General features: G+C 33.7%; 11 protein-coding genes. 8 read left to right on the top strand and 3 right to left on the bottom strand.

Annotated features, from left to right (window positions below):
* Positions 1-65: 65 nt before the first annotated feature.
* Together B0A57_RS12465 and B0A57_RS08220 are read right to left on the bottom strand one after the other, a co-directional pair.
* On the bottom strand, positions 66-146 hold the full coding sequence (locus tag B0A57_RS12465) for a hypothetical protein (protein ID WP_227039786.1): 81 nt from the start codon (positions 144-146) through the stop codon (positions 66-68).
* Positions 113-577, bottom strand: a complete 465-nt coding sequence (locus tag B0A57_RS08220) for an ISAon1 family transposase N-terminal region protein (RefSeq protein WP_316930242.1) — start codon at positions 575-577, stop codon at positions 113-115. Before B0A57_RS08220 ends, B0A57_RS12465 begins: the two co-directional genes overlap by 34 nt.
* Positions 578-1,002: 425 nt before the next feature.
* On the opposite strand from B0A57_RS08220, the gene B0A57_RS08225 reads away from it, so the two are divergent.
* Entirely contained in the window at positions 1,003-2,286 is a 1,284-nt protein-coding gene (locus B0A57_RS08225; protein WP_011963518.1) for a UDP-N-acetylmuramoyl-tripeptide--D-alanyl-D-alanine ligase, read from the top strand.
* Positions 2,287-2,722: 436 nt separating this feature from the next.
* Here B0A57_RS08225 and gldJ read toward each other — a convergent pair whose 3' ends face one another.
* Complete coding sequence (gene gldJ / locus B0A57_RS08230; protein WP_011963517.1) at positions 2,723-4,453, bottom strand: gliding motility lipoprotein GldJ; 1,731 nt, start codon at positions 4,451-4,453, stop codon at positions 2,723-2,725.
* 199 nt (positions 4,454-4,652) lie between these two features.
* Here gldJ and porU point away from each other — a divergent pair, with 199 nt between their 5' ends.
* From porU to B0A57_RS08265, 7 genes are all read left to right on the top strand, one after another.
* Positions 4,653-8,489: a type IX secretion system sortase PorU gene (porU, locus tag B0A57_RS08235; protein ID WP_034099342.1), complete on the top strand. Its 3,837-nt coding sequence runs from the start codon at positions 4,653-4,655 to the stop codon at positions 8,487-8,489.
* 43 nt (positions 8,490-8,532) lie between these two features.
* The gene (porV, locus tag B0A57_RS08240) at positions 8,533-9,726 is read left to right on the top strand and encodes a type IX secretion system outer membrane channel protein PorV (protein ID WP_011963515.1); all 1,194 of its coding nucleotides are present in this window, start codon (positions 8,533-8,535) and stop codon (positions 9,724-9,726) included.
* A gap of 72 nt (positions 9,727-9,798) precedes the next feature.
* Complete coding sequence (gene cdd, locus B0A57_RS08245) at positions 9,799-10,281, top strand: cytidine deaminase (RefSeq protein ID WP_011963514.1); 483 nt, start codon at positions 9,799-9,801, stop codon at positions 10,279-10,281.
* A 142-nt stretch (positions 10,282-10,423) separates the two neighbouring features.
* Positions 10,424-11,422, top strand: coding sequence for a pyruvate dehydrogenase (acetyl-transferring) E1 component subunit alpha (pdhA, locus tag B0A57_RS08250; protein ID WP_011963513.1), 999 nt, complete (start codon positions 10,424-10,426; stop codon positions 11,420-11,422).
* A 2-nt stretch (positions 11,423-11,424) separates the two neighbouring features.
* Positions 11,425-13,053, top strand: a complete 1,629-nt coding sequence (locus B0A57_RS08255) for a pyruvate dehydrogenase complex dihydrolipoamide acetyltransferase (protein WP_034099340.1) — start codon at positions 11,425-11,427, stop codon at positions 13,051-13,053.
* Positions 13,054-13,132: 79 nt separating this feature from the next.
* Positions 13,133-13,810: an SDR family NAD(P)-dependent oxidoreductase gene (locus tag B0A57_RS08260; protein WP_011963511.1), complete on the top strand. Its 678-nt coding sequence runs from the start codon at positions 13,133-13,135 to the stop codon at positions 13,808-13,810.
* A 264-nt stretch (positions 13,811-14,074) separates the two neighbouring features.
* Entirely contained in the window at positions 14,075-14,674 is a 600-nt protein-coding gene (locus B0A57_RS08265) for a SprT-like domain-containing protein (protein ID WP_011963510.1), read from the top strand.
* Positions 14,675-14,677 lie beyond the last annotated feature (3 nt).

Here is a 14,677-nt window from a genome sequence, read left to right on the forward strand (position 1 = left end):
AAAATATTAGTAAAACGGATTAAGTCGAAAACAGATCAATCCTAAAACCTGTGGATTGACAAAAATTAGGTATAAATATTAGTTAGTCTAAAAAGGAAGAATTCTATATTTCTCACTCCTCTGAATTGTGCTCTAAACGCTTTAATTTTCGCATTAAAAGATTCAGCCGAAGTATTTTGCTTTTAATGCCAAAGAAAACAACAATAGTTTGACAATCTAAAGGCTTTTTATCGATTAATTTCTTAAAAAAAAACATAAACTCTTGTGTCATGTGGGTTCCTTTGGCTACTAAATTCCAATCTCTTTTTATGATTTCGCTAGTGGATTTATTGGTCCAACGACGTCTTTTGATATGTAAGTACTCAAACTGACCTCTTAACGGAAAATCCTGAATCGTAATTTCCTCCATGAAGCCTTTGGAGACCAATTTAATGGCAGCAAATTCTTTTGGAGGTTTTGCTTGCTCTTCAAAATACAGGTGTAGTTTTTCTTCGGAATTTTTAAAAGAAGTAAGATTAAAATTCTCAATCAAAAACTCCAGTAACATTAATTTCAATAATTCTATATATGATTCCAATTGTTATTTTTTTTAATAAATATCAGAATTTTAAATTATCTCTCACTAGGTTTTGGTCCCGTATAAGTATGCTCTTGAGTTTAAAAATATTTATCAAATAAACCTCGAGAGTACTCGTCAAATAAAAGATATTGAACTCGATAAAGAAAACAAAACTATTAGAAATCACTGTTTTTAATGTCCAGGAAACAGTTTGAAATATCATTTGAAAACGACATTGGACTTCTTTATAAAACGACATACAAATACAGTGTCATTCAATTGTAAAACAAAACTCTTTAGAGTCGACTAAAGAGTTTTGTAGATGTTAAATTCTTACTCTTTAGGATAGAGATATTTTTTGCTGAATCTCTAGAAAATTTATGTGACCCAAAAAAAGTTATACTTATCGGACAGGCTCTTTGTTTTTTTATTACTTTCGTATCATGAAAATCGAAGAAATTTACCAATGTTATTTGCAGTGTACTTCTGTAAGCACGGATACACGAAAAATAGAAAATAACTCCTTGTTTATTGCATTGAAGGGGGATAATTTTGATGCCAATACTTTTGCGGAAGAAGCAATAAGTAAAGGGGCGTTATTTGTAATCATTGATGATAAAAAACATCACACCAATAAGGACAAAATGATTCTTGTATTAGATAGTTTGCAAACACTCCAAGAACTTGCAAAATACCATCGCCAACAATTAGGGCTCCCTATAATTGCTTTAACAGGGAGTAATGGGAAGACAACTACCAAAGAACTTATAAATGTTGTTCTTTCAAAAAAATATAATGCTAAAGCAACGATTGGTAATTTAAACAATCATATTGGTGTGCCACTCACATTGCTATCTTTCGACGAAGATACAGATATTGGTATTGTAGAAATGGGTGCTAACCACCAAAAAGAAATCGAATTGTTATGCTCTATTGCAGAACCTAATTTTGGATACATCACAAATTTTGGTAAAGCTCACCTAGAAGGTTTTGGAGGGATAGACGGAGTGATAAAAGCAAAAAGTGAATTGTATAATTACCTAGAAGAAAATAAGCAAACAGCTTTTGTAAACCTTGATGATGAGATTCAGAATCAAAAAACCATGCAAATAATGCGTTATAGCTTTTCAATTGCAAAAGAAAGCGATGTTAAGATAGATTTTGTAGTTGCAAATCCAATGGTTGAGATTAATTATAAGAAAATGAAAATTAAATCCCATCTGATAGGGTTGTATAATGCAAATAATATAAGCGCTGCGATAGCTATTGGGAAATATTTTAATATTGCTGACGATGATATTAAAGATGCCATACAAAATTATATTCCTACAAATAATCGTTCCCAGTTAATAGAAAAAAACAGCAATAACATTATTTTAGATGCTTATAATGCAAACCCGAGTAGTATGGAGGCTGCAATTACAAACTTTATACAACTAAAAGCAAAAGATAAAATTGCGATTTTGGGGGATATGTTTGAGCTTGGTAACGATAGTTTAATAGAGCATAAAAAAATTATTGAACTCTTTATAAACGGACCAGAAATAGAAACTTATTTTATTGGAAAAGACTTTTATTGTAATAAAATTGAGATGAAAAACATTCATTTTTTTGATACTTACGAATCATTTTCCAAAAGTTTTAAAACAAGGAAAACAAGTAAAAACACAATTTTAATTAAAGGTTCAAGAGGAATGTCATTAGAGCGAACACTCGAAATATTGTAATTATTAATTATAATTACAGTAGCTGATTTTTTACTGAAGGATGAGTTTGTGTTCGGTTTTAAGAATATAAGAAAGAGTATATAAAAAAACTAAGGGATCTAAAACAAGAACAATATGATGTATGTTTTCTGAAGAAACAATTTAGCTCTTACTGTTTCAAAGAGCTACTGTGTTTATTAAGTTTTAGTGTTTGTTTTTATGATTTAATTATGTTGTGAATTCAGTATGCACAAAATAGGATCGAACCTAATTTAAAAATCATTAGTATCTTACTTGCTTATCTTCTATGTATTTATTGTACTTAAATTAGGTAAATACTGAACTCTTTTTTTTAAAGCGCATTGTTTTTACTCTTTTGAATAAAATAAATTTAATAAAAAAGACTGTCCGAAAATTATTTTTCGGACAGTCTCATTAACTTTTGTATAAGAAATTACTAATTTCTTGCTCTTTTTGGCTTATCAGATTTTGGACCAACTCTAGACATTGCGCATCTAAATCCAATATAATCAGAAGCAATATCTTGTTGGCAGTATCTTCTTTGTGCTGGATCTAGCCAATAAGCTCTATCTTTCCAAGATCCACCTTTGTAAACTCTTACATCATCTCCAATAAGTGTTGTTCTTTTTGCAGACTTGTCAAATTTTCTATCCATTTTTCCTGTCGAATCGGCAGAAACTTTATGCATAGGAGAGTCGTACATTCTGTTTTTTTCGTCTTTTTTAGCTTCACCTTCTTCAGATGCGCCATAATCGAAGAAACGTGTAGATTGTTTGTCTCCATCTCTATAGTTTATCTCATTACTTTTGTCAAAGTTTTGTCTTAAGTACGTTTCTTTTTCATTTACAGGTACTTGAACAATTTCTCCTGGTTTGTTTCTAGCGATAACTTTACCGTTACTTAATGTGTCGTATTTAATATTTTCAGAGGTTACTAATTCGATTTTTCCGTCTTCACCAATTTTATTTTTAGTATAAACATTTCCACGAACGTAGTTGAAATCATTTGCTTCATCATCAACCATTGGTCTGTAAACATCTTGCACCCATTCTGCAACGTTACCGGCCATGTCATATAATCCGAAATCATTTGGTTTGTATGATTTTACAGGAGCGGTAATATCAGCTCCATCATCAGACCAACCTGCTATTCCTCCGTAATCACCTTTTCCTTGTTTGAAATTGGCTAATTGATCACCTTTTGTTGATCTGCTTCCAGAACGTGTGTAAGACCCTTTCCAAGGGTATTTTTTCTGACCTCTGTATAGGTTGTATTCTCTATTTCCTACATCGGCGGCAGAGGCGTATTCCCATTCTGCTTCGGTTGGTAGTCTGTATTCAGGCAAAAGTATTCCTGAAGTTTTTTGTGCATATACGTTTTTTGGGCCGTCAGTTGCAGCTGGATCTGCACTAGTAGTAGTTGCAGATGCACTAGATTTTTTAGCACTTTTACCTGATTTACGACCTGTTTTTTTCAAAATAATTTCCTCATTTCCACTAAATGCTGTTGACGGAGAAGCCAAATATGCTTCGGTGCTAAAAGTGTTGTTTGCATCTGCATCGACAACTTTAGCGCCTTTTTTCATATATCCTTCTTTTTCAAGAACTGATTCGTTTACACGATCAGTTCTCCATTTAGCGAATTCACTAGACTGAATCCAGTTTACTCCTACAACTGGGTATTGTGAGTAAGCAGGGTGTCTTAGGTAATTATTGGTCATGGTTTCATTATAACCTAATCTATTTCTCCAAACTAATGTGTCAGGAAGTGCACCTTCGTAAATGTTTTTGTAGTTTTCTTCAGTAGGTGGAAAAACTCTCTTGGTCCAATCTAAATATTCCATATACATTAGGTTTGTCACCTCAGTTTCATCCATATAAAATGATTGAACGTGCTGCTGAGTTGGTGTGTTATTCCAATCATGCATTACATCATCTTGCACTTTACCCATTGTAAATGTCCCACCTTCAACTAATACTAATCCAGGAGCTGTTGCTTGTTTAGTAAAATTATTGTTGTATTGGAAACCACCATTTGGGTCGTTAATCTTCCATCCGGTAGCGGAAGAAGTGTTTTTCGAACTAGACTTTTTACTACAACTAGTAAATCCAAACAATACTATTAATGAAAACAGTACTCTTACAGTCACAATTTTGTTTACTTTCATACTTTCGTAGGTAATTATTTTGTGGTGCAATATAACAATTAACGATTAAACCGCAACACTTTTTTTAGAAATATTTTAAAATAAAATGATTTATTTTCTTTACTTATTACTAATAACGTATTATATGTTTTTATATTGTGTAAAATAATTTATTTTTACTTGCTAAAATAAATGTCATTTAATCACGTTATCCTTAAATATGAAAAAAATTATCTTTACAATTGTATTGTTTGCTTTTCAGATGTTATTTTCTCAAGAGTCTGCAACAATTGCTATTAGTTGGGCAGACGGAAAGTATTCTGTTACAGAAAACTATGCGGTAACTATTCCGAATTTTAAATCGGATAGCTTTATTTATGATGATGTAAAAAAAAGCATTTTCTTTTCTAAGAAATTTGAAACAACTTTTGCTATCGATGAGGAGAGTTTAAACTTGTCTGATGTTGTTTTTGAAGCCATTGCCGAAGAAAAACTAGGAGATTTAGATAGGTCTAAAATTCCAGAAAGATTAAATGCAACGATCGTAAATGTAAATGCTAGAGATATAAATTACGGTTTATTAACTTTTTCTCCTATTATAAAGGAAGGTGGTACTTACAAAAGAGTCTTGTCGTTATCGTTTGGCTATACGGCGGGAGCATCGGCTGTTTTGTATAGGCAAAATATTACTACAGCCACAAGTCAGGTAGAGAGTTCAGTTCTGAAAACAGGAAATTGGCGCAAGTTTTATGTAGAAAAATCTGGAGTTTACGCTATTTCTAAGGCATTTTTATCAGGATTGGGTTTTAATGTAAATGTAGATCCTCGAACAATAAAGATTTATGGTAATGGCGGTCGCATGATTCCGCTTCTCAATTCTGTGCCTTATCCAACGGATTTGGCTGAAAATGCGATACAATTTGTTGGCGAAAACGATGGCGTTTTTAATGAGGGTGATTTTATTTTGTTTTATGCAGAAGGTGTCGATAATTATAATAATGATAGCGATACGCATGTTAATTTATATGCAGATAAATCATACTATTATGTTACATCATCTGCATCAATCGGAAAAAGAATTACTCCAATTTTAGAGTCTCCACAGCCACCAGACGCTATATTTACAACTTATGACGAGTATCAGTATCATGAAATAGACAAAACTAATCTTGCGCATTTAGGTAGAAGATGGTTTGGAGAGCCGTTTAATATTAATAACAATCAAAATTTTGATTTTTCATTTCCAAATATTGTTACTACCAATCCAGTATCGGTAAAAGTGCAAGTAGGAGCTGTTAGTACTAATAATTCTTCTTTTTCTATAAAGGTTAATAATTTAAATGTTGGAAACATTAATTTATTTGGAGTTTCTTCCTATGCCCTTGGTAGCGAAGGTGCTTTTTCAAATACAATAAATACGACAAGTTCGAATATTTCGGTCAATTTAAATTACAATAATAATGGTGTGCCTAGTGGTATAGGATATTTAGATTATATTACATTAAAAGCAAAATCAAATTTGAAAGGTTATGGTAAGCAATTTAGATTTTCTGTCGATGCTGTTTCGTCATCTATCGGGATTTGCGAATATCAAATTAGTAACGCCGCATCGATAGGTCAGGTTTGGGATATTACAGATATATATAATGTTTCAACAAAATTTAATACAGGACAGGCACAATTTTCACTAAAAACATTTATGGGTGAGGCTAAAAAGTATATAGCCATAGATAATGTAGATTTTTACACACCGCTAAAGGATTTAAATACAAATGTTTTCAATCAGGATTTAAAAGGTACTATTTTTTTTACCAAACAAGGCGTTTTTGAAGATATAGATTATCTTATTATTACGCCCGCTTCATTAAGTAGTCAGGCAGAGCGATTAGCAAATTTTCACAGAATAAATTCTAATCTTAATGTAAAAGTGATTAATTTAGAGAATTTGTACGAAGAATTTTCGTCCGGAAAACAAGATATAGGGGCTATTAGAAATTTTGTAAAATACGTTTACGATAACGCATCTATTCCTGCTAGAAGATTAAAATATTTATGTCTTTTTGGAGATGCTTCGTATGATTTTAAAGACAGAATTAAAAACAACACTAATATTGTTCCAGTATTTCAATCTATGGAAAGTTTTTCTCTTTCAGGTTCGTTTGTTTCCGATGATTATTTTGGGTTAATGAACGCTAACGAAGGGAATATGCTAGGTGCATTAGGCTTAGATATAGCCGTAGGAAGAATGCTGGTTTCTAGTTTGCCTCAAGCAGAACAGATGGTTTCAAAAGTAATAGATTATTATGATAAAAAATCGTTTGGCAGATGGCGAAATAATCTCGTATTTATTTCCGATGATATAGATAAAGTTAGCGATGCTACTTTGCAGACGGATTTAGACGACTTGGCAAATAAGATTACTTTAGAGAAACCTTTTTTTAATGCCAAAAAAATACACGCCGATTCGTATGTGCAAGAAACTACATCGGGCGGACAAAAATATCCTAAGGCCAAATTAGATTTTATAAATTCCTTTGGGCAAGGTGCTTTGGTTTTTAACTATTTCGGGCACGGAGGTGAGGAAGGGCTTGCGGGCGAAAGACTTTTTGAAGCAAAAGATGCCATGGCATTAAATAATAAATATAAATATCCGTTATTTATAACTGTAACCTGCGAATTTACACGTTTCGACAATCCGTCAAGACCTACAGCGGGCGAACAAACCTACTGGAATCCTTTAGGCGGCGCAGTATCAATGATAACTACAACACGGCAAATTGGACAGTCAACAGGAGAAATATTCAATGTTAATTTAGCCTCAAAATTATTTGCATACGGTTCTGAGAATTATACATCGGTTGCAGAGTCTGTCCGATTAACCAAAGTAATGTCTGCAGATTCAGGTAACAATGTAATTTCTTATATAGGAGATCCTGCACTAAAATTAGCAATACCAAAACCAAAAGTAAAGTTAACAAAAATAAACGGGGTGCCTATTACAGGAACCCCAGATGTATTGCAAGCCCTAGGATATGTAACGCTTACTGGAGAGGTTACAGATCAGTTCGATGCGCCGCTAACAAGCTATAATGGAGAATTAGCTATAAATATATATGATAAAAATATAAATAGAACCACATTAGCAAATGACGCAATATCTCTTAATGGCGTTCTTCAAATAATGAATTTTACCACATTAGGAGAGACTATTTTTAGAGGAAACGCATCAGTTACAAACGGACAGTTCGAATTTAGTTTTGTTGTGCCACGTGATATAAAAATACCCGTAGGTAACGGAAAAATAAGTTTTTATGCAAAAAATAATAATGCGTTAGAAGATCAAAGAGGTCATGATTTTTCTATAAAAATAGGAGGTTTAAATACTAACGCTGTCGCTGATGTTGTACCGCCAAAAATAAAAATTTATATGAATGATACGTCTTTTGTTTCTGGCGGAATCACAAATCAGTCCCCATTATTTTTAGCTTTTCTAGAAGACGAACACGGTATAAATACAGCTAGTGGTATAGGTCACGATATAGTCGTTTATTTAGATGGCGATGAAGCAAAACCTTATGTCTTGAATGATTTTTACGAAACCGAACTAAACAATTATACAAAAGGAAAATTAAAATATCCATTCAGGAATTTAGCAATAGGTTTACATACCTTAACATTCAAAGCTTGGGATGTTTATAACAATATCGCAACAGCTAATTTGCAATTTGTAGTAGTAGGCGACGAAGGATTAGCGCTAACAAATGTTCTAAATTATCCAAACCCATTTGTAAATCATACTGAATTTTGGTTTACTCACAACAGACCATTCGAGCCACTCGAGGTTCAAATACAAGTGTTTACCATAACAGGAAAAATAGTCTGGACAAAAAACCAAATTGTAAGTAACGAAGGATTTACCTCACGTGATATTACCTGGGACGGACGCGATGATTTTGGTGACAAAATAGGAAAAGGAGTGTATGTTTATAAGCTAACAGTCAAATCTAATCTTACCAATAAAAAGATTGAAAAATTCGAAAAATTAGTAATTCTTTAGTGTAAAGAATATATATTTGTTAATTATTATATCAAAAAAGAAAATGAAGAAAGTAGTATTTATATTAGCTGGATTATTTATCGGGATTAATGCAAACGCACAAACCGAGCGACCTATAACCACAGGAGTGCCCTTTTTATTAATCGCTTCCGATGCTCGTGCAGCAGCCATGGGAGATAACGGAGTTGCGACCTCGCCTGATGCTTTTTCGCAACTATATAACCCTGCAAAATACGCTTTTTCGATAAAGAAACAAGGTTTTGCAGTAAGTTATACGCCTTATCTTACGGCACTTGTAAATGACATTTCATTAGGACAACTTAATTATTTTAATAAAATAAACGAAAGAAGCGCCATAGGAACCAGTTTGCGTTATTTTAGTCTGGGAGAAATCCAGTTAACGGATGATCAAGGAAACAACAAAGCTATTGTAAAACCAAACGAATTAGCACTAGACTTGTCTTACTCGTTAAAATTGAGCGAAAAATTTTCTATGGCTGTAGCTGGTCGTTATATAAGATCTAGTCTAAAAGTATCTTCAGAAACAGTCGATGCCTCGGCAGCAAGTACTTTTGCTATAGATGTTGCAGGTTATTATCAATCAGATGAGATTGCTTATTCTGATTTTAATGGTCGTTGGCGAGGAGGTTTTAATCTTCAAAACATAGGGCCTAAACTCAATTATGACGGTGCGACTGGTGCCGAAAATAACGCTAATTTCTTGCCGTCAAACCTGCGTATAGGTGGTGGTTTCGATTTTATTTTAGACGATTATAACAAAATTTCTACTAATGTAGAGTTTTCAAAACTATTAGTTCCAACGCCACAAATAGTAGTACCCGTAGATTTAAACGGCGACGGAGACACTTCTGATCAAGGTGAAAATGGTATTGCGCAAGCTAACACAAATTATAAAGCCATTGGCTGGACATCTGGAATTTTTAAATCTTTTGGTGATGCACCAGGTGGTTTTAGCGAAGAAATAAAAGAATTTACCTACGCAATCGGGGCAGAATATTGGTACCAAGACTCATTTGCTTTTCGTTTAGGGTATTTTCATGAAAGTGAAGAAAAAGGAAAAAGAAAATACTTTACATTAGGAGCTGGATTTAAGTATAATGTAGTTACTTTAGATGTTTCTTATTTGTTTTCGGCATCAAAAGTGCCAAATCCTTTAGAAAATACGCTGCGTTTTTCTCTAACATTTAATTTCGGAGATGACTATGATCAAAATTAAAATCAATAAATAACAAATAAACAATCCAAATTTCAATTGCTGAAATTTGGATTTTTTTTCCCTTAATAAATTATGAAAGAAATTAATATAAACACAAGATTATCGGTTTTCGAATCGATGCAAGCGCTACCTAGCGATGTAAATGAATTAATGCAAAAAGCTATCGAGATTAGAAAAAATGCGTATGCCCCCTATTCTAAATTTAATGTAGGAGCCGCTATTTTGTTAGATAACGGAAAGGTTGCTTTGGGGTCTAACCAAGAAAATGCTGCATATCCGTCAGGATTATGCGCAGAGAGGGTTGCTATTTTTCATGCGGGTGCTATTTATCCCAACGCAAAAATTATAAAAATGGCAATAACAGCAGGTTCTACAAAAACAGCCACTACAAAACCAATTCCGCCATGCGGCGCTTGTCGTCAATCTATTTTTGAATACGAATTTAAGCAAGGCATTCCTATCGAGATTTATTTTATGGGAGAAACAGGCGAAATTTATAAGTCAGATTCTATTCAAAATTTACTTCCATTAACATTTGATAAGAACTTCTTGTAAATTTTATTAAAAAAAAGCAGTTAAATTTTACTTCTTACGCGGAATGTCTTATTTTTGCTTTTCGCAAATTTGTAAGAGGTTGATATTTAAAGTTTATAAGACAAAGTACAAGCGTAAATTACTAGAAAAAAAGAAAATTTAGATGAAAGAAATTACAAAAGAAGTTTACTTAAAGTGGTACGAAGACATGCTACTTTGGAGAAAGTTTGAAGACAAACTAGCAGCACTTTACATACAACAAAAAGTAAGAGGATTTCTTCACCTATATAATGGTCAGGAAGCCGTTCTTGCAGGTGCTTTGCATGCTATGGAATTGGGGAAAGACAAAATGATTACCGCTTACCGTAATCACGTACAACCAATAGGAATGGGTGTAGATCCTAAAGCTGTCATGGCTGAGTTACTAGGAAAAGTAACAGGAACATCTAAAGGAATGGGCGGTTCTATGCACATTTTCTCTAAAGAAAAAGGATTTTTTGGAGGTCACGGAATCGTTGGTGCTCAAATACCTGTTGGTGCCGGAATGGCTTTTGCCGATAAATATTTTGGTCGTGATGGTGTTACTCTAACCTATTTTGGCGACGGAGCAGCCCGTCAAGGATCTTTGCACGAAGCATTTAATATGGCCATGTTATGGAAACTTCCAGTTGTTTTTATTGTCGAGAATAATGGTTATGCCATGGGAACTTCGGTAGAAAGAACAGCCAATCATACAGATATTTGGAAACTAGGTTTAGGATACGAAATGCCTTGTGGTCCAGTAGATGGAATGAACCCTGTAAAAGTTGCCGAAGCAATGCATGAAGCTATTGATAGAGCACGCCGTGGTGATGGCCCAACTTTCTTAGAAATGAAAACATACCGTTTTAGAGGGCACTCGATGTCTGACGCACAATTGTATCGTTCTAAAGACGAAGTAGAAGAATACAAAAAGATAGATCCAATTACTCAAGTTCTAGATGTAATTAGAGACGAAAAATACGCTACAGAAGAAGAAATTGAAGCGATTGACGAAAGGGTGAAAAACTTAGTAGAAGAATGCGCAACATTTGCCGAAGAATCTGCTTTCCCAGAAGTACAACAACTATATGACGTAGTTTACGACCAAGAAAATTATCCATTTATTCCTCATAGACTATAATTATGGCAACAGTAATCACAATGCCTCGTCTAAGCGATACAATGACCGAAGGAACAGTAGCAGCTTGGTTAAAAAAAGTAGGCGATAAAATTTCAGAAGGCGATATTCTTGCCGAAATTGAAACAGATAAAGCAACTATGGAATTTGAATCATTCAATTCAGGAACGCTTTTATACATAGGAATACCAGAAGGAGAATCTGCACCAGTAGATTCGCTTTTAGCCATTATAGGAAACGAAGGAGAAGATATTTCAGGATTATTAAACGGCGATACAGTAAGTTTAATAAAAGAAGAAAAAGCAGAAATTGCTCCAGTTGCTAATACCCAAGATTTAAAACCAGAAACCACTTTGCCAAAAGGAGTTGTAGTAGTTACAATGCCAAGACTTTCAGACACAATGACTGACGGAACTGTTGCAACTTGGTTAAAAAAAGTAGGTGATAAAGTTGCCGAAGGCGATATTCTTGCCGAAATAGAAACAGATAAAGCTACGATGGAATTTGAGTCTTTCAATGCGGGTACTTTATTGTTCGTAGGGATTCAAGAAGGAGAATCTGCCCCAGTAGATAGCGTTTTAGCTATTATAGGACCAGAGGGAACTAATATTGCAGGTATTGCCGAAAATTATAAAAAAGTTGGAAATGTTACTCCCGAAGCTTCGGAACCAGTTGCTGAAAAAGCTGTCGAAGTTTCTAATCCAACATCAAATAACCAAAATTCATCATCTAATCCAACGGATAGAATTTTCGCTTCGCCATTGGCTAAAAAAATTGCTCAAGATAAAGGAATTAACTTATCTCAAGTAAAAGGTTCTGGAGAGAACGGAAGAATTATAAAAGAAGATGTAGCACGTTTTGCAATCGAAAGTCAAAAACCGAAAGTAGAAAGCCAACCAACTACAAAAGCACAAGGCCCAAGCTCTATAACCCAATTTGTTCCTGCTGGAGAAAAATTCTCTGAAGAAATAAAAAATTCGCAAATGCGTAAAACCATTGCAAAGCGATTATCAGAATCTATATTTACAGCACCTCATTTCTATTTAACTATCGAAATTGCGATGGACGAAGCTATGAAATCTCGTGCCACAATAAATACAATTCCTGATACAAAAGTATCGTTTAATGATATGGTTGTCAAAGCTTGTGCGATGGCTTTAAAGAAGCACCCGCAAGTAAACTCTCAATGGAGAGAAGACGCCATGATTATTAATCATCATGTAAATATTGGAGTTGCCGTAGCTGTTGAAGACGGATTAGTAGTGCCAGTTTTAAACTTTACAGATCAAATGAGTTTAACTCAAATTGGATCAAGTGTTCGTGATTTAGCGGGAAAAGCTAAAACTAAAAAATTAACACCTGCCGAAATGGACGGAAGTACATTTACAGTATCTAATCTTGGAATGTTTGGTATTACCGAATTTACATCAATAATAAATCAACCCAATTCAGCAATTTTATCTGTAGGTGCTATTGTAGAAAAACCAGTAGTTAGAAACGGTCAAATTGTAGTTGGAAACACTATGAAAGTAACCCTTGCTTGCGATCACAGAACTGTCGATGGGGCAACGGGAGCACAATTCTTACAAACATTAAAACAATTTGTTGAAAATCCAGTAACTATGTTGGCTTAAATTTTTCAATATATATTAATATAAAATCTCATTTTGATTCGGTCATAATGAGATTTTTTTTAGCTTAAATTCATTTTTTATGAAAAATATTATCATCACAGGAACTTCTAGAGGAATAGGCTACGAATTAGCCTTGCAATTTGCAAATGCAGGACATAATGTTTTAGCTATTTCTAGAAAAATACCACAAACATTAATAGATAACAATAATGTTACTTGCCTTTCCGTCGATTTGTCTAACGAAGAAGCACTGCAAGAAGTAGAAAAATTTCTTTCTCAAACCTGGAAAAAAGTAGATATTATAGTTCACAATGCAGGTTCACTGTTGTTAAAACCATTTGGCGAAATCACATCACAGGAATTCGAAAACATATATAAAGTTAACGTTTTTGGCGTAGCAAATCTAACCCGTATTTGTTTGCCCTACCTTCAAAAAGGAAGCCATGTAGTAACGATTAGTTCTATGGGTGGAATTCAGGGTAGCATGAAATTTGCAGGATTAGCTGCTTATAGCTCTAGTAAAGGCGCTGTAATTACGCTATCGGAATTGTTAGCCGAAGAATATAAAGAAAAAGGAATTTCGTTTAACGTTCTAGCACTTGGTTCTGTAAATACCGAAATGTTGCAAGAAGCCTTTCCGGGTTATCAGGCACCACTTTCGGCCACAGAAATGGCAGATTATATTTATAATTTTGCACTAACGGGCCATAAATATTATAACGGTAGGGTTATGCAAGTTTCAACAACTACGCCGTAAAAAAAAAGATATTACTGTTTTAATTTTAAAAATACGGTAATATTTGGCGTATATTGTGATCCTACTTGTTTGTGTTTTATTTACGATTTACTAAAATTAAAGTAAATTTATAGTAAAGCGATATAAACATCAAAAAAAGAAGCGAAAAAAGGCGAAAACATCCCAAAAGAGGCACTCGAAGAACAGGAAGTTCAAATAAGAAAAAAAGTAGTTTTGCTTTAAATGTAAAATCTTTATTGCAACAAAAAAAGGCATCAATAATTAATGAAAACCGTTTTAGAAAAATACATTCCAGAACATTCGGTAGCACCAGTTTTTGAATTAATCAAAATAAATCAGGTGCATCTAAAAATCGTAAACGAGCGAGTAACCCGCCATGGAGATTACCGAAAAAGTTTGTCTGGAAAACACGAAATTACCGTAAATACGAGTTTGAATAAATATCGATTTCTAATAACATTAATTCATGAAATAGCCCATTTAGTAGCTTTCGAAAAATACGGACGAAGTATAAAGCCACACGGGGAGCAATGGAAGCTAACTTTTCAAAGACTAATGGTTCCGTTTATTAGGCCAGAGGTATTTCCTAACCAATTATTACCATTGCTAGCAAGACATTTCAGAAACCCAAAAGCAAGTAGCGATACCGATGCTACTTTGTCATTAGCACTAAAAGAATTTGATCCCGAGAACGATAAAAATTATATCTTTGAGATTCCTTACGGCAGCATGTTTCGCATTCACAACGGGAAAATTTTTAAAAAAGTAGCTTTAAGATTAAAAAGATACGAATGTTTAGAAATAAATTCTGGACGAACTTATTTATTTAATCCAAATGCAGAAGTAGAATTGTTAAAAAATTAGACA

The organism is Flavobacterium psychrophilum DSM 3660 = ATCC 49418 (assembly GCF_002217405.1).
Classification (GTDB): domain Bacteria; phylum Bacteroidota; class Bacteroidia; order Flavobacteriales; family Flavobacteriaceae; genus Flavobacterium; species Flavobacterium psychrophilum.

What these genes read in the sequence shown, in the direction of transcription:
- B0A57_RS08225 (WP_011963518.1), top strand. Translation starts at nt 1,003, where the DNA reads ATGAAAATCGAAGAAATTTACCAATGTTATTTGCAGTGTACTTCTGTA.
- gldJ (WP_011963517.1), bottom strand. Translation starts at nt 4,453, where the DNA reads ATGAAAGTAAACAAAATTGTGACTGTAAGAGTACTGTTTTCATTAATA.
- porU (WP_034099342.1), top strand. Translation starts at nt 4,653, where the DNA reads ATGAAAAAAATTATCTTTACAATTGTATTGTTTGCTTTTCAGATGTTA.
- porV (WP_011963515.1), top strand. Translation starts at nt 8,533, where the DNA reads ATGAAGAAAGTAGTATTTATATTAGCTGGATTATTTATCGGGATTAAT.
- cdd (WP_011963514.1), top strand. Translation starts at nt 9,799, where the DNA reads ATGAAAGAAATTAATATAAACACAAGATTATCGGTTTTCGAATCGATG.
- pdhA (WP_011963513.1), top strand. Translation starts at nt 10,424, where the DNA reads ATGAAAGAAATTACAAAAGAAGTTTACTTAAAGTGGTACGAAGACATG.
- B0A57_RS08255 (WP_034099340.1), top strand. Translation starts at nt 11,425, where the DNA reads ATGGCAACAGTAATCACAATGCCTCGTCTAAGCGATACAATGACCGAA.
- B0A57_RS08260 (WP_011963511.1), top strand. Translation starts at nt 13,133, where the DNA reads ATGAAAAATATTATCATCACAGGAACTTCTAGAGGAATAGGCTACGAA.
- B0A57_RS08265 (WP_011963510.1), top strand. Translation starts at nt 14,075, where the DNA reads ATGAAAACCGTTTTAGAAAAATACATTCCAGAACATTCGGTAGCACCA.